This window comes from Hongsoonwoonella zoysiae, assembly GCF_013266695.1.
Taxonomy (GTDB): Bacteria; Pseudomonadota; Alphaproteobacteria; order Rhizobiales; family Stappiaceae; genus Hongsoonwoonella; species Hongsoonwoonella zoysiae.
This window is the reverse complement of sequence record NZ_JABRXF010000001.1, coordinates 827452-848694: the sequence shown is the minus strand read 5'-3', so window position 1 is coordinate 848694 and position 21243 is coordinate 827452. Positions and strand designations below refer to the sequence as shown.

20 protein-coding genes are annotated in these 21243 nt (G+C 57.3%); 9 read left to right on the top strand and 11 right to left on the bottom strand.

Annotated elements, in window-relative coordinates:
• The first annotated feature begins 127 nt into the window (after positions 1-127).
• From leuS to holA, 3 genes are read left to right on the top strand one after another with little or no spacing between them, the layout of a single operon-like run.
• Positions 128-2740 carry a leucine--tRNA ligase gene (leuS, locus tag HPQ64_RS03910; RefSeq protein ID WP_172887057.1) on the top strand — a complete coding sequence of 871 codons (2613 nt, stop codon included), beginning with the start codon at positions 128-130 and terminating at the stop codon, positions 2738-2740.
• Positions 2727-3305 (top strand): LPS assembly lipoprotein LptE, encoded by a 579-nt coding sequence (locus HPQ64_RS03905; protein WP_172887056.1) that lies wholly within the window; start codon positions 2727-2729, stop codon positions 3303-3305. The genes leuS and HPQ64_RS03905 overlap by 14 nt, the downstream gene beginning before the upstream one ends.
• Positions 3306-3337: 32 nt before the next feature.
• Complete coding sequence (holA, locus tag HPQ64_RS03900) at positions 3338-4378, top strand: DNA polymerase III subunit delta (protein ID WP_172887055.1); 1041 nt, start codon at positions 3338-3340, stop codon at positions 4376-4378.
• Positions 4379-4402: 24 nt separating this feature from the next.
• Here holA and HPQ64_RS03895 read toward each other — a convergent pair whose 3' ends face one another.
• The 9 genes from HPQ64_RS03895 to hemE form a co-directional block, all read right to left on the bottom strand.
• The gene (locus tag HPQ64_RS03895; protein ID WP_172887054.1) at positions 4403-5302 is read right to left on the bottom strand and encodes a ParB/RepB/Spo0J family partition protein; all 900 of its coding nucleotides are present in this window, start codon (positions 5300-5302) and stop codon (positions 4403-4405) included.
• A gap of 155 nt (positions 5303-5457) precedes the next feature.
• Entirely contained in the window at positions 5458-6282 is an 825-nt protein-coding gene (locus HPQ64_RS03890; protein WP_172887053.1) for a ParA family protein, read from the bottom strand.
• 6 nt (positions 6283-6288) lie between these two features.
• On the bottom strand, positions 6289-7026 hold the full coding sequence (rsmG, locus tag HPQ64_RS03885; RefSeq protein ID WP_343035903.1) for a 16S rRNA (guanine(527)-N(7))-methyltransferase RsmG: 738 nt from the start codon (positions 7024-7026) through the stop codon (positions 6289-6291).
• Positions 7023-8909, bottom strand: coding sequence for a tRNA uridine-5-carboxymethylaminomethyl(34) synthesis enzyme MnmG (gene mnmG / locus HPQ64_RS03880; protein WP_172887052.1), 1887 nt, complete (start codon positions 8907-8909; stop codon positions 7023-7025). Before mnmG ends, rsmG begins: the two co-directional genes overlap by 4 nt.
• A 271-nt stretch (positions 8910-9180) precedes the next feature.
• Entirely contained in the window at positions 9181-10524 is a 1344-nt protein-coding gene (gene mnmE / locus HPQ64_RS03875) for a tRNA uridine-5-carboxymethylaminomethyl(34) synthesis GTPase MnmE (RefSeq protein WP_172887051.1), read from the bottom strand.
• Positions 10525-10565: 41 nt separating this feature from the next.
• Positions 10566-11240 carry a GNAT family N-acetyltransferase gene (locus HPQ64_RS03870; protein WP_172887050.1) on the bottom strand — a complete coding sequence of 225 codons (675 nt, stop codon included), beginning with the start codon at positions 11238-11240 and terminating at the stop codon, positions 10566-10568.
• 311 nt (positions 11241-11551) lie between these two features.
• Positions 11552-12817 (bottom strand): transcription termination factor Rho, encoded by a 1266-nt coding sequence (gene rho, locus HPQ64_RS03865; protein WP_172888494.1) that lies wholly within the window; start codon positions 12815-12817, stop codon positions 11552-11554.
• Between the two features lie 293 nt (positions 12818-13110).
• Positions 13111-13539 (bottom strand): protoporphyrinogen oxidase HemJ, encoded by a 429-nt coding sequence (gene hemJ, locus HPQ64_RS03860; RefSeq protein WP_172887049.1) that lies wholly within the window; start codon positions 13537-13539, stop codon positions 13111-13113.
• Between the two features lie 11 nt (positions 13540-13550).
• Positions 13551-14561 carry a uroporphyrinogen decarboxylase gene (gene hemE / locus HPQ64_RS03855; RefSeq protein ID WP_343035978.1) on the bottom strand — a complete coding sequence of 337 codons (1011 nt, stop codon included), beginning with the start codon at positions 14559-14561 and terminating at the stop codon, positions 13551-13553.
• 458 nt (positions 14562-15019) lie between these two features.
• On the opposite strand from hemE, the gene HPQ64_RS03850 reads away from it, so the two are divergent.
• The 6 genes from HPQ64_RS03850 (at position 15020) to HPQ64_RS03825 (ending at position 19419) form a co-directional block, all read left to right on the top strand.
• Positions 15020-15856 (top strand): pyruvate, water dikinase regulatory protein, encoded by an 837-nt coding sequence (locus HPQ64_RS03850; RefSeq protein WP_172887047.1) that lies wholly within the window; start codon positions 15020-15022, stop codon positions 15854-15856.
• Positions 15846-16493, top strand: a complete 648-nt coding sequence (locus tag HPQ64_RS03845; RefSeq protein WP_246270269.1) for a Maf-like protein — start codon at positions 15846-15848, stop codon at positions 16491-16493. The genes HPQ64_RS03850 and HPQ64_RS03845 overlap by 11 nt, the downstream gene beginning before the upstream one ends.
• Complete coding sequence (locus HPQ64_RS03840; RefSeq protein WP_172887046.1) at positions 16490-17329, top strand: shikimate dehydrogenase; 840 nt, start codon at positions 16490-16492, stop codon at positions 17327-17329. Before HPQ64_RS03845 ends, HPQ64_RS03840 begins: the two co-directional genes overlap by 4 nt.
• On the top strand, positions 17326-17913 hold the full coding sequence (gene coaE / locus HPQ64_RS03835; protein WP_172887045.1) for a dephospho-CoA kinase: 588 nt from the start codon (positions 17326-17328) through the stop codon (positions 17911-17913). The genes HPQ64_RS03840 and coaE overlap by 4 nt, the downstream gene beginning before the upstream one ends.
• A 124-nt stretch (positions 17914-18037) precedes the next feature.
• Positions 18038-18751, top strand: a complete 714-nt coding sequence (dnaQ, locus tag HPQ64_RS03830; RefSeq protein ID WP_172888492.1) for a DNA polymerase III subunit epsilon — start codon at positions 18038-18040, stop codon at positions 18749-18751.
• 122 nt (positions 18752-18873) lie between these two features.
• Positions 18874-19419 (top strand): formyltransferase family protein, encoded by a 546-nt coding sequence (locus HPQ64_RS03825; protein WP_172887044.1) that lies wholly within the window; start codon positions 18874-18876, stop codon positions 19417-19419.
• A gap of 28 nt (positions 19420-19447) precedes the next feature.
• Here the strand turns inward: HPQ64_RS03825 and HPQ64_RS03820 are convergent, their stop codons facing one another.
• Positions 19448-20059, bottom strand: coding sequence for a DJ-1/PfpI family protein (locus HPQ64_RS03820; RefSeq protein WP_172887043.1), 612 nt, complete (start codon positions 20057-20059; stop codon positions 19448-19450).
• Positions 20060-20111: 52 nt separating this feature from the next.
• Positions 20112-21098: a 2-hydroxyacid dehydrogenase gene (locus HPQ64_RS03815; RefSeq protein WP_172887042.1), complete on the bottom strand. Its 987-nt coding sequence runs from the start codon at positions 21096-21098 to the stop codon at positions 20112-20114.
• Positions 21099-21243: the final 145 nt, after the last annotated feature.

The window sequence follows — 21243 nt, the reverse complement described above, 5'->3', positions numbered from 1 at the left end:
GGAAGCCAATCGCCACATGCGGCTGAAATCCGCGTGTTCGCGGTTGACCGGCGCGGCTATTTCTGGTGACAGTCCGCGCAAAGCTATCCTGTTCGAACGAACAAGAAAATCTGGAACGGCGAAATCGATGGCGACGGAACGTTACAATGCCCGCGAGGCCGAGGCGCGCTGGCAGAAAGTCTGGGACGAAAATCAGGTCTTTGTCACGCGGAACGACGATCCGCAGCCGAAATACTACGTGCTCGAGATGTTCCCCTATCCGTCAGGGCGCATCCACATGGGGCACGTGCGCAACTACACGATGGGCGACGTGGTGGCGCGCTACAAGCGCGCGCGCGGCTTCAACGTCCTGCATCCGATGGGCTGGGACGCCTTCGGCATGCCGGCCGAAAACGCGGCGATGCAAAACAAGGTCCACCCCAAGGACTGGACCTACGAAAACATCGCCACCATGCGCGGCCAGCTCAAGATCATGGGGCTTTCGCTGGACTGGAGCCGCGAATTCGCCACCTGCGACCCGGAATATTACGCCCAGCAGCAGCGCCTGTTCCTGGACTTTCTGGAAGCGGGCCTTGTCGACCGGCGCAAGTCCAAGGTGAACTGGGACCCGGTCGACATGACCGTGCTTGCCAACGAGCAGGTGATCGACGGGCGCGGCTGGCGCTCCGGCGCCGTCGTCGAGCAGCGCGAACTCACGCAATGGTTCCTGCGCATCACCGACTACGCCGAGGAGCTGCTTGAGGCCATCGACACGCTCGACCGCTGGCCGGACAAGGTGCGCCTCATGCAGCGCAACTGGATCGGCCGTTCGGAAGGCCTGCGCGTAACCTTCGAGTTCGTGACGCCCGCCCCGTCCGGCGAAACGACGCTGGAGATCTTCACCACAAGGCCCGACACGCTTTACGGTGCGTCATTCATGGGGCTTTCTCCGGATCACCCGATTTCGCAGGCGCTTGCCGAAAAGGACCCGGAGCTAGCCGCCTTCATCGAGGAATGCCACCACCTCGGCACTTCCGAAGAGGCAATCGAGAAGGCGGAAAAGCGCGGCTTCGACACGGGCCTGAAGGTGAAACATCCGCTCGACGAGACGGTCGAGCTGCCGGTCTACGTCGCGAATTTCATCCTGATGGGCTACGGCACGGGCGCGATCTTCGCCTGCCCGGCGCACGACCAGCGCGACCTCGATTTCGCCCGCAAATACGGCCTGCCCGTCAAGCCAGTGGTGCTGCCGAAGGATGCCGACCCCGCAACGTTCGAGATCGGTGACGAGGCCTATACCGGCGACGGCACGATTTTCAATTCCGACTTCATGGACGGCATGAGCGTGCCGGACGCGAAGGAGGCGATCGCCAAGCGGCTTGAATCGCAAACCGTGGGCAACAACCCGCAAGGGGTGCGCGAGATCAACTTCCGCCTGCGCGACTGGGGCATTTCGCGCCAGCGCTACTGGGGCTGCCCTATCCCGGTCATCCACTGCGAGACCTGTGGCACCCTGCCGGTGCCCAAGGATAGTTTGCCGGTTAAGCTTCCCGACGACATCAACTTCGACAAGCCGGGAAATCCGCTTGACCGGCACCCGACGTGGAAGCATGTCGCCTGCCCCAAATGCGGCAAGGACGCGACGCGCGAAACCGATACGATGGACACTTTCGTGGATTCGTCCTGGTATTTCGCGCGCTTCACCGATCCGCGGAATTCTGAGCCGACGGACAAGGAAGCCGCCGACGCGTGGCTGCCGGTCGACCAGTATATCGGCGGCATCGAACACGCGATCCTGCACCTGCTCTATTCCCGCTTCTTCGCAAGGGCGATGAAGAAAACGGGACACCTTGGCGTGACCGAGCCATTCAAGGGCCTGTTCACACAAGGCATGGTGACGCATGAAACCTACAAGGGCGCAGACGGCGCCTGGATTTCGCCCGCCGAAGTCCGGTTGGAGGAGCGTGACGGCAAGCGCCATGCGGTGCTCGAAATAGACGGCAGCGCGGTCACCATCGGCCCGATCGAGAAGATGTCCAAGTCGAAAAAGAACACAGTCGATCCGACGGATATCATCGAGACCTATGGCGCAGATACCGCACGCTGGTTCATGCTTTCCGACAGCCCGCCGGAGCGCGACGTGGAATGGACGGAAGACGGCGTGCAGGGCGCATGGCGCTTCGTGCAACGCGTCTGGCGGATGACAGGAGAAATTGCGGAAAAAATGCCGGTGGCAATTACCAAGCTGGCTGACTTCGGCGACACCGCGATGGAGATCCGCCGTGCGACCCACAAGACGCTGAAGGCGGTTTCCGACGACATCGAAAAGCTTGCATTCAACCGCGCGGTCGCCCGGCTTTACGAACTCGTCAACACACTCACCAAGGCCCAGCAGCGGCAGGACGTGCCGGTGGACATGGCCTATGCCATTCGCGAGGGCGCGGAATACCTCGTGCGCATGATGGCCCCGATGACGCCCCATCTTGCCGAAAGCTGCTGGGAAGCGCTTGGCGGCGAAGGCCTGCTTTCGACCTCCGGCTGGCCCGAAGTCGATGAAAGCCTGCTCGTCGAAGACACAATCACCCTGCCGGTGCAGGTGAACGGCAAAAAGCGGGCCGATGTAACCGTCTCAAGAGAGGCTTCCAAAGAGGAGATCGAAGCGGCTACTCTGTCGCTCGATGCGGTCTCCCGTCTTCTTGACGGCAAGCCGCCGCGCAAGGTCATCGTCGTCCCAGCGAGGATCGTCAATGTCGTCATCTAAGCGAGACCGCCTCTTCGACCCGTCGCGCAGGCGGTCCGTAAGCCTCATTCTCGGTGCAGCCGGCCTTGTGCTGGCAGGCTGCCAGGTGAAACCGCTCTATGGAACGTGGTCCCTCGGCCCGGATTCGCCGGTTGCGGGGGAACTTGCCGCAATCGAGATCGAGCAGGTCGACAGCACCAGCGCCGACGATCTGAAGCGCATCGGGCAGGTGCTGCGGAACGAGATGCTGTTCGGCTTCCGACGGGGCGGACGCGGCGAGCCACCCCGATATCGACTCAGGGTGATTCTGGACCGGCAGCGAAACGAAGTCGGCGTGGAGCGGCTGGCGGACGTTCCCGCCTCCTATTCGGTGACGCTCAACGCGTCCTTCGTGCTGTCGGAGTTCGAAACCGACAAGACACTGATGACCGGACGCGCTTTCGCCACCGCCAGTTACGACTTTTCCAGCCAGCGCTTCGCGAACCTTCGCGCCGAACGGGATGCGGACAACCGGGCCGCCAAAGTTATCGCAGGCGATATACAGACCCGCCTCGCCGGCTATTTCACCGCGCAGGGACAAGGCTGAAACATACGTGAAAACAGAGGGATAAGCGGGCAATGGTTGCGCTGAAAGCCCAGGAGATCGAGCGCTTTCTAGCCCACCCTCCGGAAAGTGCCAACCTCATCCTTATATACGGGCCGGATACCGGACTTGTTTCGGAACGCGCGCAAAAGCTCGTCACGCAAGCAACCGCCGATAATGAAGACCCGTTTTCCCTCGTAAAACTGGACGCGGCCGATGTCGCCGCTGACCCGACGCGGCTGATCGACGAGGCACTGACCATCCCGCTTTTCGGAGGGCGAAGGGTAATCTGGGTAAAGGACGGCGGATCGAAAAATCTCACGCCGGCCGTAGACACGCTCCTGAAGCAACCCGGTGAAATGGCGCTCGTCATCATCGAGGCCGGCGATCTCAAAAAAGGCACCGGACTGCGTAGGCGCTTCGAAAGCGACAAGAAGGCCGTGGCACTGCCCTGCTATGCGGACAGCGCACGAGATGTCGAGCGATTGATAGAGGAAGAGGTTCGCCATTTCGGCCTGGCGATATCGCGCGAGGCGAAACAGGCCCTTCAGGAACATCTTGGCGCGGACCGCCTGGCCAGCCGGGGCGAGATTCGCAAACTCTGCCTATATGCGCACGGCAAGGAGAGGATCGAAACGGCCGATGTGGACGCGGTAATCGGCGATGCCTCAGCCTTCGTCGTCGACGAACTGGTGGATGCTGTAGCGACAGGAGACCTGGAAACGATCGACCACGGCATCGAGCGGCTGGAGGAAACCGGACAGAAGCCGGATATCATCGCCAATACGGCGCTCCGCCATTTCCAACTGCTGCATCGCCTGCGCGGCCTTTACGACAAAGGCGCACCCGCCGCCCAGATCGTTGGCCAATGCAGCCCGCCGATCTTTTTCCGCAGGCGCGATACCGTGGCGCGGGAAATCGGCCTCTGGAGCCGCGAAGACCTGGAAAAAGCCATAGAGCGCCTTGGCCGGACCGTACGGGATGCAAGGCTGAACCAGAATCTCGGCCCAGCCCTTCTTTCGGACGTGTTCCTGACCCTTGGCCGCGTATCGCGCGCGCGGCGCGGCAAAAGATGATAAACTATTGATTTGGTTATATAATTAATTCTGGATACCGAGTAGACGACAAAGTTCGTCAAGTTGTTCGACGGATTTGTATTTGATCTTCAACTCGCCAGTTCCCTTGTCCGTCTTGTGGGCAATCGCAACCTTCAAACCGAGACCATCAGTCAATCGCTTTTCCAGGGCCCTGGTGTCGGCATCCTTTTCGGGTTTCGGCGCACGCACATCCTTCACCCTGGTGAGAGCGTCCGGATCCTGCGCCAGCTTCTCCGCTTCGCGAACGTTCAACCCGCGCTCGACGATGAGTTCGGCAAGGGCGGCCGGATCCTCAGCCGTGATCAACGCGCGCGCGTGACCTGCTGTAAGCAGGCCCTCCGCCAGGTAGTCCTTCACCGAATTTGGCAGTTTCAGGAGACGAAGCGTATTGGCTACATGACTGCGGCTCTTGCCAATCACCTTGGCCAGTTCGCTCTGGCTGTAGGAGAATTCATCAACCAACTGGTCGTAACCGAGCGCTTCCTCGATCGGATTAAGATCCGCCCGCTGAACGTTTTCGATGATAGCAAGTTCAAGCGCTTCCTGATCCGTCACATCACGAACGACAACGGGAAGCTCGTGCAGGCCGGCCTTCTGCGCCGCCCGCCAGCGCCGCTCACCCGCGATGATTTCGAATGCATCCTCCCGCCCCGGGACAGGACGAACGAGTAGCGGCTGCACCACACCCTTCTCGCGTACGGATTCGGTCAGCTCGGAAAGATCTCGCTCGGAAAAATTCTTGCGCGGATTACGAGGGTTCGCCGTCAGATGCTCGATCGGCACTTTCCTCGTATCGCGCGGACGATTGGGTTCCACCGGCGGTTCGTTGCTGGCCTCGCCGATCAGAGCCGCCAATCCACGACCCAGACGCTTGCGCCCGCCGGCTGTGTCATTCTCTTTCATAATTTACGCCCACCGGATTATCCGCCGTATTCAAGACGGACCTGCTATGAGTAGTCCGCAACCAAATCACATTGCCCTGGCGACCGGTTGCCGAAGAGCCCGCAATTGCGGCCTGAATTGGTTTTGCTTCCGAATCGGATGCCGGCATCCGCCCATCAGGCAGCGACGGTCCGCAAATTCCGCTCACGCTGAATTATCTCCGACGCCAGCCGGAGATAAGCCTGGCTTCCGGCGCATTTCAGATCGTAGAGAAGCGCCGGCTTGCCGTAGGATGGCGCTTCCGAAACCCTGACGTTTCGCGGGATAACCGTCTCATAGACCGTGTCTCCCATTGTTTCGCGAACATCTTCGACAACCTGCGCAGACAGGTTGTTTCGGCTGTCGTACATCGTCAGCACGATGCCGTGGATATTGAGTTCGGGATTCAGGGACGCCTTGACCTGCTCGACAGTGCTCAGAAGCTGGCTCAGACCTTCCAGCGCGAAAAACTCGCACTGCAGCGGCACAAGGATGGAGTGGGATGCCGACAAGGCGTTTATCGTCAACAGGTTGAGCGATGGCGGACAGTCAACGAGCACATAAGTAAAATCCGGAAGACCGCGCCCGATATCCCGAGCGAGGCCGGAAATCGCGCTTCTGAGGCGGAAGGCCCGGTCCTGTTTGGAAGCGATCTCAAGCTCGACCCCCAGAAGGTCCATCGTCGACGGGGCGACCCAAAGCCGGGGCACCGCAGTATCCTGGATAGCTTCTCCCAGAGTGCAATCACCCGACAATACGTCGTAGGTGGAAAGATTCCTGCGGTTCCGCTCGATACCGAGGCCGGTTGACGCATTGCCCTGCGGATCAAGATCGACCACCAGGACACGCTCGCCTATTGCAGCCAGCGCCGTACCGAGATTGATCGCAGTGGTCGTTTTGCCGACCCCGCCTTTCTGATTGGCCAGCGCCAGAACGCGCGGGGAACGAGGAAGCATGCTCATGCGAGATCAGCCTTTCCCTGTCGCAGAACGCGCCGATATCCGAGAAATCACCAGTAACCGGCTGTCCGGATCTACGAGACTCTTCTTTTCTACCAGATCGAGCACCCAAGCGTGAGAAGCTTCGTTAATCTCATCGCGGAAATTTTTTCCTTTGTGGAAAATTGCGATTGCACCCTTGTTCACAAGGGGATGCGCGAAACCGCAAAGCACAGTCAGCGACGCCAGGGCCCGAGCTGAGACAGCATCGACGGATTCGTTCCATCCTGCCAGCACATCTTCAATGCGTTTCGCATGAACCTTCGCGGGACAGCCTGTCTCTCGCATGACTGTTCTCAGGAAAGCGGCCTTGCGCTGATTGCTTTCCAGCAGATGGACGATTGGCTTCACGCCTTCTGCGGGTTTCGCTTCCATCATGAGAATGGCTGTTACAAGGCCCGGAAATCCAGCCCCGCTTCCGAAATCCACCCAGCGGCGCGCCTGCGGAAGTAGGAGATGAGGTTGAAAGGAATCCGCGACATGGCGGGTCCAGATGTCGTCAAGTGTCGAGGGAGCCACAAGGTTTTGTGCCGGCTGCCAGCGTTTCAGGAGGTCGACATAGATATTCAGGCGCTCAATTGTTTCACGTGAAACGGCTGCGATATCCTCCAACACAGCGGGAGAATCGTGCGCCGTACCGCGCTTGACAACAGGCGTCTTTGTGTCCGCATTACCCAAAGGGCGCTTTATATAACGCTCTCCGGTCACGCGACATTCCGCCCGGATTCCGCCCGTGGTTCCCTCTTGCGCACATGAGCGAGAAGAAGCGTCAAAGCCGCAGGCGTCACGCCGTCGATCCGCGCTGCCTGACCAAGGGTCCTGGGTCTGACCCTCTCGAGCTTTTGCCGGACTTCGTTAGACAACCCCTTGATCCGATCATAATTGATCGTATCCGGCAATTCGAGCGCCTCATCGCGCTGGAGAGCCGCTATATCGGCGGCTTGCCGCTTCATATAAACCGCATATAGCGCTTCGATTTCCGCCTGCTTTGCAGCCTGAGGCGACAGCGCATCAATCTCCTTCGGCCAGATGCACTTCAAATCATCCAGACAAACGTCGGGATAAGACAGGAGCTCGAATGCCGTGCGCCGCATACCATCCTGGTTGAGAGCCAGGCCCTGGCGGGCCGCATCCGTCGGCGTAACCGATAGCGACTTAAGCGTTTCAATAGCCTCTGACACCGCATGCATTTTCGATTCGAAAGCGAATCGACGCTCTTCGGAAATACACCCAAGCTTCATTCCTATTGGGGTCAGGCGTTGGTCTGCGTTATCCGCGCGAAGGGACAAGCGATACTCAGCGCGCGAAGTGAACATCCGATAGGGTTCGGAAATGCCACGCGTGACAAGATCGTCCACCATTACGCCTATATAGCCATCGGACCGGGAAAAAACGATTTCCTCGCTCTGTCCCACCTTCAGCGCGGCATTAATCCCTGCGACAATACCCTGACCGCCAGCCTCCTCGTATCCGGTGGTTCCGTTCACCTGGCCAGCCAGATAAAGACCGGCGACACGCTTGGTTTCCAGCGTAGCCTTAAGTTCGCGAGGATCAATATGATCGTATTCAATTGCGTATCCCGGTTTTAAGACCTTCACCCGCTCGAGGCCGGGAATGGTCTTGAGGAAGGCGATCTGAACGTCCTCGGGCAATGAGGTCGATATTCCATTTGGATATACCGTGTGATCGTCCAGCCCTTCCGGCTCCAGGAATATCTGGTGACTGTCACGATCCGCAAAGCGGACGACCTTGTCCTCGATCGAGGGGCAATAGCGCGGGCCCTGCCCCGATATATTGCCGGAATACATCGCCGAGCGATCGATATTCTCCCGGATGATGAAATGGGTTTTTTCAGTCGTTCGGGTGATATGGCAAGGCACCTGACGGGCCGTGATTGATCGTGTAAGCGTGGAGAAAACCTCGGGCTCATCGTCGCCCGGCTGCTCCTGGAGCTTGCTCCAGTCAATCGACCGTCCATCTAGCCGGGCTGGTGTACCCGTTTTCAAACGGCCGAGCTGAAAGCCAACCGAAAGAAGGGATTCCGAAAGTTTCAACGAAGGATCTTCGTCCGCCCGACCCGCGGGAATTTGCCGGTCGCCAATATGAATCATTCCTCGCAAGAAGGTACCGGTCGTCAGGACCAGTGCGCCGCAGTCAATACGGCGCCCATCCGAGAGGATAACGCCTCCGATTCGATTATTCTCTATGACGAACTCTGCCGCTTCACCTTCGATAACCGACAGGCCTTCCGTCGAGAGGATCGCCGCCTGCATCGCTTCCCGGTAAAGCTTTCGGTCCGCTTGGGCTCTCGGACCTCTGACAGCCGGCCCCTTACGCCGGTTCAGGAGGCGAAACTGGATACCAGCCTTGTCCGCAACCCGTCCCATCAGACCATCAAGCGCGTCAATTTCGCGAACCAGATGACCCTTGCCAAGCCCACCGACCGCCGGATTGCAGGACATGGTGCCAATTGTATCGAAGCGATGCGTAACGAGGGCAGTCCGCGCGCCAAGTCGGGCAGAGGCCGCAGCCGCTTCACAGCCGGCATGGCCCCCACCAACGACGACAACATCGAATTTCAGGTCCGACATCCTGGCTCCTGATGGTAAACTTGCTCTACGTGGGTACTTGCAACGGGAAGATGGATTATAAATGCCAAAGCCTTCTAGCGGGCCGGTGATACACCATTTGCCTCGGAATAGCCAAGCGATGCGAGGAATTCCGCCAAAGCATGCCCAACGGGAATAGAAGCCGATTTCTCCGCGCAAGAGATAAATACGAGGTGTTAGGTTTTAATGGTCCGACATATGTTTCGATTCTGAATCGATCGCTGGATCTAGCGTTTCACGTGAAACATTTTATTTACTTACCGATACAAAATTCGCCAAATATCACGTCCAACAAATCCTCAACATCGATCCGACCAGATATCCGCCCCAGCGCTTCAGCCGCAGCTCTAAGGTCTTCGGCCCGAAGTTCAAGTGGTTTCGAATCCGAATCCAACGAACGTTCAAGGGCCGTCAGGCAATCCTGAAGGTGCAAGCGATGGCGCTCTCTTGTCGCAAGCGGTTCTTCCGATAGCGCGAGACGCGCTGATGCGAATTTCCCCAGGTCCCAGATCAATTGATCCAGTCCGCGAGGCGTTTTTGTGGAAACAGCGATTGATCCCACCGCCGCCTTAGCCATTTCGCCCAGGCCAAGATCCGCCTTCGACAAGATCATCCATACCGGAGGCATTTCCATCCCACTTAAAAGTTCATCCGGCTGTGCAGGGGCTCCTTCATTGGCCGGCATAAGCCACAATACAACATCAGCCTGTCGCATCCGCTCCCGCGCGCGTCGAATGCCCTCCCTTTCAACCAGCCCTTCAGCTTCGCGAATGCCGGCGGTATCTACCAGAGTGACCGGCAGTCCGTCCAGATCGAGATGGACTTCCAAGACATCGCGCGTCGTTCCCGCTTCCTCGGTGACGATCGCGACGTCCCGCTTTGACAACGCATTCATGAGGCTCGACTTGCCTGCATTGGGCGGACCAGCCAGCACAATCTGGATGCCCCTGCGCAGTCTTTCGGCAATTTTGGACCGGGACAGGTGATCTTCAATGAGGTCTGCGAGAGACCGAACGTTCGCCCACACGCTTTGGGATACAGAAGCGGGCACGTCATCTTCATCGGCGAAATCCAACTCAGCCTCGATAAGGGAACGGGCCCTTAGCAATTCCCGTCGCCACCCCTCGTAAAGTTCGGACAGCCCTCCCCCCAATTGCCGAAGGGCCTGTCGCCTCTGTACCTCCGTCTCTGCGGCTATCAGATCAGAAAGGCCCTCCACCTCGGTAAGATCCAGTCGCCCTGCATCAAACGCCCGTCGGGTGAATTCTCCTGCCTCAGCGGGACGAACGTCAGGAAAACATTCAAGAGCCGACAAAATAGACGTCACGACTGCACGCCCGCCATGGCATTGAATTTCCAGGACATCTTCACCGGTAAAACTGTTCGGCGCCGGAAACCAGATTACGAGCGCTTCATCGATCATCTCCCCTGTACCGGGATGAAGAATTTTCCGAAGGTGCGCTTTTCTAGGGCTAAAAGATCCATCCAGCATCTGCGCTCCTATATCGCCCGCGAGCTGGCCGGAAATGCGGATAACAGCTACACCTGCCGGCAATGCTCCGCTCGAAAGCGCATAAATCGTGTCACGCTCTGTCATATCCTTCTTCGTCTCGTATAGTGCTTGATCGCGGTTGAAGATTATTCTGCATCCGATTCGATCGTCGATGTACCGAAAGAAAAGCTTTCGCTCGGTATACGCACCGGTGAACGCTCTTGTATCGCGGATGTGTAAGCCTGTTTCACGTGAATCCGGCACGGTGCTGACTGACACCAGGTCGCCCGCTGCATTCGATAAGGAATATGGGGCCTCAACGAATCTCCCTCAGCAATCATTGGATGCATGAAATCGCTATCATGATAGCGGGCCAGCCCAATCCTCTCCATCACCCGTGCGGAACGCTTGTTGAGTGTAGCTGTGAAAGAGACAATCTCATCCAGACCCAATGTTTCGAATCCGAATCCCAGTAGTGCCCGCGCCGCTTCGCTACCGTAACCCTTTCGCCAAGATGAAACCGGCGAGCGCCATCCAATTTCGACACATGGTTCAAACGGAAGCGGCTTTTCGTAATCGGGCGGACTCAGTCCGGCAGTTCCTTTAAATTTCCCGGATTCTTTCAATTCCAAGGGAAAAAGGGAGAATCCATCCCGTCCAATCTTCGATTTACAACGTTCTACGAAGGCATCAGATTCCGCGGATGACAGAACAGATGGAAAATATCGCATCACGTGCGGATCGGCGTTCATGTTTCGTGATGGCCGCAAATCGCTGTCATTCCAATCACGAATAATCAATCGCTCTGATTCCAAGAGCATGGGTCAGCTCCCAATCAAGGTTATATAGAAAATCGCCGCGACATGATTCACGTGAAACACCCGTCCACAACATAGCTTGCCAATGCACCAAAGCGCTGTCCACGAAAGCGGACCGCTTTCGTAAAAAGAACTCGCTCTAGTAGCAATATTCTCCGGGCGGCTTACGGAGCCGGAGTAAACTCGGATATTTCCTTCGCGAAATCGGATCCTGATTTCGCGGGACTTGTTCCAGGGTTCAACACCCGGCAATCAAAAAGGGCGCCACCAGATCAGGACGCCCTTCGAAATTCCGAATGGATTGCTCCGTCCGGTCAGGTGTTCATGGAATCGAAGAAATCCTCGTTCGATTTCGTCTGCCTGAGTTTGTCCATAAGAAACTCGATCGCATCGACCGTTCCCATCGGATTGAGGATGCGGCGAAGAACGAAGGTCTTCTTGAGCCTGTCCGGTGCAACCAAAAGCTCTTCCTTACGCGTGCCCGAACGCTGAATATCGATCGCCGGGAAAACGCGCTTGTCGGAAATCTTGCGGTCCAGGATGATTTCGGAGTTACCGGTTCCCTTGAACTCTTCGAAGATAACCTCATCCATACGGCTGCCGGTATCGATCAGCGCGGTCGCGATAATTGTGAGCGAGCCGCCCTCCTCGATATTACGGGCGGCACCGAAAAAGCGCTTCGGACGCTGAAGGGCATTCGCATCCACACCGCCTGTCAGCACCTTGCCGGAAGATGGCACGACAGTGTTGTAGGCGCGGCCGAGGCGGGTAATGGAATCCAGCAGGATCACGACATCACGGCCATGTTCAACGAGGCGCTTGGCCTTTTCGATCACCATTTCGGCAACCTGTACATGGCGTGCTGCAGGCTCATCGAAGGTAGAGGAAATCACCTCGCCATTCACCGTGCGCTGCATGTCTGTCACTTCTTCCGGGCGCTCGTCGATCAGAAGAACGATCAGATAGCATTCCGGATGGTTCGTCGTGATCGATTTGGCAATGTTCTGGAGGAACACAGTCTTGCCCGTACGCGGCGGAGCGGTGATCAACCCGCGTTGGCCTTTGCCGAGCGGCGCAACAATATCGATGACCCGAGCCGAAAAATCCTTCGAGCCGGGATTTTCGACCTCCATCACGAACCGCGAGTCCGGATAAAGCGGTGTCAGGTTGTCGAAATGAACCTTGTGGCGCGCCTTATCAGGATCCTCGAAGTTGATCGAGTTGACTTTCAGGAGGGCGAAATATCGTTCGCCTTCCTTGGGGCTGCGGATCTCGCCTTCCACGGTATCGCCAGTGCGAAGCGAGAACCGCCGTATTTGCGAGGGGGACACATAAATATCGTCCGGCCCTGGCAGATAATTCGCATCCGGCGAGCGCAGGAAACCAAAACCATCCTGCAGCACCTCCACCACGCCTTCGCCGATAATATCGACATCCTTGGCGGCGAGCTGCTTCAGGATCGCAAACATCAGTTCCTGCTTGCGCATCGTGCTGGCGTTTTCGACCTCATTCTCTTCCGCAAACGCCAGCAGCTCTGTCGGAGTTTTCTCTTTAAGATCTGAGAGTTTCAGCTCTTTGATTGACAAGGCAGTATCTTCTTTTTCTCAGTTGGGAGGTATGTTTCAGCTTCAGCGGGAATGCCGCGCCAGAGGAAACGCAAAAAGGTGGGAGAGATTTGCGGATCTTTGACTTAGGGGAGAACCGAAGCCTGGCGCCTTCCAGTTCCAAGGCCACCATGTCCGCACGATTTCGATTAACCTGAAAATATATGCTTCGTAAGCCTACGGCAAGTGTAATTACGAGTTCAAACCTCTCTATAACTTTCTTTTAATATTCAATCGATTCACAGAACCAGCAAACGAAAACAGGTGGCTCAGAACGGCCGCACGATCACCAGGATAACGATCCCGATCATCAAGACTGTCGGAACTTCGTTTATTATTCGGTAAAATCGCTCCGACTTGTCGTTCCGGTCGGCCGCAAACTTCTTGAGGCAACTCCCCAGATATTCGTGAAATGCCGTCATAAGAACGACAAGCAACAGCTTGGCGTGAAACCATCCTTGCGTGAAAGCATCGCCGAGATAGGCCACCCAAAGGCCGAAAATCCAACTTGCGCCCATGGCCGGTCGCATGATCGCCACCATCAACCTGCGTTCCATGATCTTGAAGGTTTCCGCCTTCTCCGATCCGGCGGCGGCTGCAGCGTGATAGACGAAGAGCCTCGGGAGATAAAACAGACCCGCCATCCAGGCGATGATCGACATCACATGGAGTGCCTTGATCCAGGAATAAAGGTCCATCAGCCGCCTCTTCAGCCAGCTTGGCGGACACGATCTACCATCCGCTTCACGTTGTCAGGGTCCGCATCCGGTGTAACGCCGTGCCCAAGGTTGAAGACAAGCGGTCCTCGGCCAAGCTCCTCCAGAACCCTATCCACCCCCTCATCGAGCGCGCGACCACCAGCCACAAGGCGCATGGGATCCATATTTCCCTGGATTGGCACCTTTTTCTGGATTTCCCGAGCAAGTGAAGCCGGTACCGTCCAGTCAAGCCCCATCGCATCCACACCCGTTTCCTCGATATAATCGAACAAACGCGCGGCAGATGCTTTCGGGAATCCGATAATCCTGGCATCGCGCGCACGAGCCTTCACACCGGAGACGATTTCCCTCGTCGGCGCGACCGACCAACGTTTGAAGCCTTCGTCGTCAAGCACGCCAGCCCATGTATCGAAGATCTGCACGGCATCCGCCCCCGCTTCAAGCTGGCGCACCAGATAATCGATCGACGCGGGTACCAATTCATCGATGAAAGCCTGCAGCAGGTCCGGATCGCGATAGGAGCCGATCCTGGCTGCTGTCTGGTCTTGGGTGGTATGTCCCGCTACCGAATAGCATGCAACCGTCCAGGGCGCCCCGCAGAAACCCAGGAGCCCTGTTTCGCGCGGTAGTTCTTCCCGCAACCGCTTCACGGTGGCGATCACAGGATCAAGGTGCGATTTCGCCCGTTCCCGATCAAGTCCACGTACAAGCGTTTCCGACAAGGGCTCCAGCACCGGCCCGCGTCCCTCTTCGAAGCGGACTGGATATCCCAGCGCATCCGGGACCACGAAAATATCGGAAAACAGTATTGCTGCATCGAAGCCGTAACGACGTATCGGCTGAAGCGTCACTTCGGTCGCGAGATCCGTATCGTAACAAAAATCGAGAAAATTTGGTTTGGCCTTCCGCGCTTCTCGATATTCAGGGAGATAGCGTCCTGCTTGACGCATCATCCAGACGGGGGGTGGCCATAACCTTTCGCCACTCAAGGCCCGGACGATTGCTCGAGACGATGACGCGGTATCGGGCACAGTTTGCTCCCTCTAAAAAACAAAGAATCTTTTTGAAAGAGTCTATTGTTTTTGATTGGCGTTGGATTGCATGGATTATCCGGTTTTCCTCACTCGTCTACATGATCTTGAGTTTGCGCGAAAGGATGGATAACCAAGTCTTTATGACGCAGCCCAAATTTTATGAAATCGATTTAACGCTTCGTTCTCAATAAGATATTCCTTTGTTAACGCTTTATTAACCTTTTAGGCGCCTGCGGACAATGTGAGGATATCCGAAGAACAAATCACTTTTCCCCACGGGCGCTAAACGTTACGCATGAGTCACGCATGATGACATCGGGTGTTGATCGAATTTCCAATACGGGCATGATTTTTCGAAATCGCCGCCTTTGAGCTCGTTTATGCACGTCGATCAAATGGTGTCGGCGACAATTGGGGACAAGAGCTTGGGAAAGTCCGGTAACTTCTTCCATTTGCACATGGTTTCGGATTCAACCGGTGAAACGCTGATGACGGTTGCCCGAGCGGCGACGGTTCAATATGAGGATGTGCAGGCGATCGAGCACGTCTACCCTCTCGTCCGCTCCCAAAAGCAGCTCGACCGGGTTGTCGGCGAAATCGAGACCGCGCCGGGAATTGTGCTTTACACTCTCGTCGATAAAGACGTTGCCGCGCGGCTTGAGCGCGTCTGCCTCGATCTCTCGGTTCCCTGCGTGAATGTGCTGCAGCCTGTTTTCAATATTTTCCAGTCGTATCTGAATGTTGCCTGGACGGGGCGTATCGGGGGTCAACATGCCCTGGATGCGGATTATTTCGGCCGTATCGAAGCTCTCAATTACACTATGCTGCATGATGACGGCCAGGTTCCGGGTGACCTGAATGAGGCCGACGTCGTTCTTGTCGGCATCAGCAGGACCTCCAAGACGCCGACCTGTATCTATCTCGCGAACCGCGGGATCAAGGCCGCGAATATACCGATGGTGCCCGAGATTCCGCTTCCGCCTCAGCTTGATGAAATCACCCACCCGCTGGTCGTCGGCCTCGTCGCATCGGCGGAAAGGATCCAGCAGGTCCGGCAGAACAGGGTGCTGGCGCTGAATGCGGTGTCGTATCAGAACGAAAGCTATACAGACCGCCGTCAGATCGCGCATGAGGTATCAAGCACCAGGCGGCTATGCGCGGAGCGCGGGTGGCCGCTGATCGACGTTACGCGCCGATCCATCGAGGAGACGGCGGCCGAAATAATGGCGCTTCTGCGCGACCATCGGGTGGATGAAAAGTGAAACCCGGATGATAAGTAGCGTTAAAATCGAAAGAAAAATCATGCCTGAAATTATTCTGGCCAGCGGGAGCCGCATCCGCGCAAGTCTGCTTGAGAACGCAGGCATTGAAATCCGAATCGTTCCCTCGGACCTGGACGAGCGCGCTGTGGAAGCGCCTCTTCTCGAAAGTTGTGCTCCTGTAGAGGATATTGCCGCGGTGCTTGCAGAAGCGAAGGCGTTAGACGTGAGTGGTCGGGAAAGCGACTCGCTCATTATCGGCGCGGATCAGATGCTTGAATTCGAGGGGAAGCGTTTGACCAAACCCGCTGATATGGATGCTGCGCGCAGGCAACTTCTTGTGCTTTCAGGCAAGACGCATCAACTGCACTCGGCCGTGGCCGTGGTGCGCAATGGTGAAACGATGTGGCGGAACGTTTCGAGTGCAAGCCTGAGCATGCGCGAATTGTCGCCCGGGTTTATCGGGCGTTACCTTGCCGATGTCGGCGATGAAGCCCTCTCAAGCGTTGGGGGTTATCAGCTTGAAGGGCGCGGCATCCAGTTATTCGACAAAATCGACGGAGATTATTTTACCATTCTCGGGTTGCCGCTTTTACCGTTGCTTGCCTTCCTTCGCGATTTCGGGGCGATCGACGGATGACGGTACGCGCGGCGATTACAGGTTGGCCGGTGGAACACTCCCGTTCGCCGCTGGTGCACGGGTTCTGGCTGGAAAAATACGGGATCGACGGGGAATACGGGCGTGTCGCGGTTCCACCGGAAAGCGCAGAGGCTTTTTATCGCGATTTGGCCAAAAGCGGCCTTACCGGATGCAATGTAACGGTTCCCCACAAGGAAACTGCCGCGACAGCTTGTGATTGGTTGGACGATACAGCGAAAGCGATGGGCGCCGCCAATACACTCTGGTTCGATGAGGCCGGCAAGCTTTGCGGCGCAAACACTGACGGTCTCGGGTTTCTGGGTAATCTCGACCAGATGGCGCCGGGTTGGGATTCAATACCCGGTGCGGCGGTTGTTCTGGGGGCGGGAGGCGCCGCCCGGGCAGTCATATGGGCCCTTTTGAAACGTGGCTTTACACCTGTCTACATCGTGAATCGTACTCATGAAAAAGCAAGGCAACTTGCCAAGGATTTCGGGTCCGACTCGATTGCGCGACCCTGGGAAAACCTTGGTGATCTTGTGGGGAAAGCAAGCCTGCTGGTGAATACGACTTCCCTTGGTATGCAGGGCCATGGCGATCTCGATATCGATCTTAATCCGCTGCCGAAAAGTGCCTTGGTTACCGATATCGTTTACGTACCGATTCAAACGGGCCTTCTTCGGCAGGCAAGCGCAAGAGGTAATCTGACAGTCGACGGATTAGGCATGTTGCTTCATCAGGCGGTTCCGGGTTTTGAGAAATGGTTCGGCGTGCGGCCGGAAGTGACGCCGGAGTTGCGCTCCCTCGTTCTTCGCGATCTTGGGGTGGAGGAATGATCGTCCTCGGTCTGACGGGTTCGATCGGCATGGGCAAATCCACTACTGCGAAAATGTTCGCCGAATCCGGCGCCGCGACCTATGACGCGGACGCCGCCGTTCACAAACTCTACCGGAGGCGTGCAGCCCCGCTTATCGAAGCCGCTTTTCCAGGCGTCGTAATTAATGGCGTGGTCGACCGGAGCCTTCTCGCTCAACGTGTCATCGGCAAGCCGGAGGCGATGAAAAAGCTTGAGGCAATCGTTCATCCGATCGTGCGCGAGGAAGAGGAAAGCTTTCTGGCGAATGCGTGGTCGGAGGGGCGGCGGATTGCCGTTCTCGATATCCCACTTTTATTCGAGACGGGCGGCGATGACCGGGTGCGGGCATGCGTCGTGGTGACGGCCGACGCGGAAATTCAACGCAAGCGAGTGTTTGAGCGGCCTGAAATGACCGCAGAGCGGTTCGAGCAGATTCTGGCCAAGCAAATGCCGGATGACGAAAAGCGCCGTCGAGCGCATTTCCTGATTGATACAGGATTGGGCTTCGATCCCGCGAAACGTGCTGTCGAGGCAATATTGAAAGCCGTCGCCTGTATGGCGTGAACGCGTAGAAGCTGGGGATAAGGATGAGGATGACGTGGGGATTTGCTGAACGCCAATAGGCGTGCGGTCAATGCCTCGCCTAGACTCCCTTCCTGTGGAACGAAATTGGCCGAATGAACCAATGCTGCGGGAAATAGCATTCGATACGGAAACGACGGGGCTCAACCCCAGAGACGGTGATCGCCTCGTGGAAATCGGTGGCGTTGAACTCGTCAACCACGTCCCAACGGGGCGTACCTATCATGTCTACATAAACCCGGAACGCGAGGTCCCCTTGGAGGCTTACAACGTCCATGGGCTTTCGACCGAATTCCTTGCCGACAAGCCAAAATTCCATGAAGTGGCAGAGGAATTCCTGGCGTTCGTAGGTGATGGAAGACTCGTGATCCATAATGCCACGTTCGATATGGGCTTCATCAACATGGAGCTTGAACGTATCGGCAAGCCAATCATCGGAAACGAGCAGGTGCTTGATACGCTTGCCATGGCGCGAAAAAAGCACCCGGGCGGATCGGCGTCGCTCGATGCGCTTTGTTCGCGTTATGGCATCGATAATTCCAGACGAACCAAACATGGCGCCCTGCTCGATGCCGAGTTGTTGGCGGAAGTCTATATCGAGTTGATCGGAGGCAAGCAGGCCGGTCTTGCCCTTCTTTCCGACGATGAAGCGGCCCATACTTTCGAAACGAACGGGCGGGCCGCCAGATCTTCCGCGCCAGCAAGGCAACGCCCGACATCGTTGCCCGTCCGCATATCGGCGGAAGAACTTGCCGCGCACACGAGCTTTGTCGAAAAGATGGGTAAAGAGGCCGTGTGGTCGAAATATTCAGATGACTGAAACCATTTTGAAGACGAATCGTTTTTCTCGTTCGACAATGAGCCTGAATTTCATCTGCTATCCGGGACCTTGACATGAATTCTCGCGCGGCGATTTGCGAGGATTGCTCCTTTCTCCTTTTGATGAGCGAAGGCGAAGCGGATTTTTTTGCACGGCTTCTGGCAAAACACGCGCCCAACGCCTACTTCGCGCATGCGGGGGACAAGGCATCCTTGATGTTTCAGGCTGACAATCTTCCTGGCACTGCCCGGCTGATCGCCTTTTGTACCGATGTCATTGTTCCCGCTGCGGTGCTGGACCGAATGGCGGCCGGATCGTTCAACTTCCACCCTGGTCCTCCGGAACGACCGGGCTACCGGCCCGCGGCGTTTGCCGCGCATGAAGGTGGGGCGAGTTTCGGAATCACGCTGCACGAAATGGCTGTAGCTGTGGACACGGGTCCTATCATCGACTGCGAGCGCTTTTCCGTGCCGCCACCGGCGAGTGAAGAGGCCTTAAACATCGAGGCTTATCGTCGCCTCCTCAATCTTGCGAGGCGGCATGCGAGATCGCTTGCCGATATCGGCTCGCGGCCTCCCCCGTCGCGGGAGCGGTGGTCCGGGCGCAAGACGACCCGCCGGGACTGGCGTCAAATCCAATCCAGAAGGAAGCTCGGCGCAACAGCCTGATGGGCTCATCTGAGAAAGCGCTATCGTCTTAATCTGCTTCGGCGGGCAGTCCTTCAATGGAAGTTCGCGGCGGGAAATCGTATGCGATATAGCTTTTCGTGCGTTCCACGGTTTCGGGGCCGTAGAGTTCGTTCACCAGCCAGAGAGACATCTCGATGCCGGACATTACACCGCCGGCGGAGACCAGGTTGCCATCGCGCACGAACCGTACGCCTTCTACCACATCCGCGCGCTTCATTTCCCGGAATGCCTGGATGAACAGGTGGTGTGTCGTCATGCGCCTGCCATCGGCAATGCCGGAGCCTGCGATCAGAAATGCGCCGGTGCAAACGCTGGTGACCCATTTGCATCCGCCGCTCGTTTTCCTCAGCCATTCGACGGTGGCGGGATTTCCGATCTCCCGGCGCGCTCCGCTGCCACCCGGGACGATCAGAACATCAAGCGCGGGTGCTTCGTCAAACTGCGTATCGGGAATGACTCGCATGCCTTTTTCGCAGACGATGGGGCGAGCATCCGGCGCTACTGTGAGCACGCGCTCGCCCGTCTTGCCCTCGACGGCGGCGGCCAAGACCTCCCATGGGCCGACGAAATCCATTTCCTCGGCGCCGTCGAATATCAATATTCCGATAGTATACGCCATGGTAGCCACCCGGCTCGACCGACGGGAACCTTCTGACTTGCGTTTCGACGCATTACAGCATCGACGGCAGCACGCGATCCGGCGGGCGGTGCCCGTCCATGAAGGTCTTGATGTTGATGATGACCTTTTCACCCATGTCGATCCGGCCCTCTATCGTTGCCGATCCCATATGCGGCAGGAGCACGACACGGTCGGATTTCACAAGCTTCGGATTGACTGCCGGCTCGTGCTCGAACACATCCAGGCCCGCGCCTCCAAGCTCGTCGTTTTCGAGTTGGCGGATCAGCGCGTTCTCGTCGATCACCTCGCCGCGCGCGGTGTTGATGATATAGGCCTCGGGTTTCAGGAGCTTCAGGCGCCGGGCGGATAACAGATGATATGTGGCTGGCGTATGCGGACAGTGCACCGAAACGACGTCCATGCGCGCCAGCATCTGGTCCAGGCTGTCCCAATATGTCGCCTCCAGGTCCTCTTCGACTTGTGCCGCCAGCCGGCGTCGGTTGTGGTAGTGGATGGACATGCCGAATGCCTTGGCGCGGCGGGCGACCGCCTGGCCGATCCGGCCCATTCCGATGATGCCCAGGCGCTTGCCCCATATACGGTGGCCGAGCATCCAGGTCGGCGACCATCCGGCCCAGTCGCCATGTTCCATCACCTTTATGCCCTCGGAAATGCGGCGGGCCACCCCGACGATAAGGCCCATCGTCATATCCGCCGTATCCTCGGTCAGGACGCCCGGCGTATTCGTTACGGTGATCGAGCGATTGTTTGCCGTAACGACGTCGATATTGTCGACGCCCGTGCCGAAGTTGGCGATCAGTTTGAGCCTTTCTCCGGCCTGGGAAAGCACCGCAGAATCGATCCGGTCGGTTACCGTTGGAACCAGGACATCCGCCGTCTTGACCGCGTCAACGAGCTCTGCCTGGCTCATCGGGCGGTCGGAGTCGTTTAGTCGCGTGTCGAACAGTTCGCGCATCCGCGTCTCGACCACGTCCGGCAATTTCCGGGTGACGACGACCAGGGGCTTCTTTTTCGGCATGCTCCTCCGCCTTCCGCACTTCGTTGAGGGCCCGTTAACCCTAAGGTATCAACATGCACCGGCGGGCAAAGTTGCCCGAGCGGTACGTTACCGTTCTCCTACTCACAAGACCGGCTCGAAACAAGAGACAGCAACCAGTCAATAT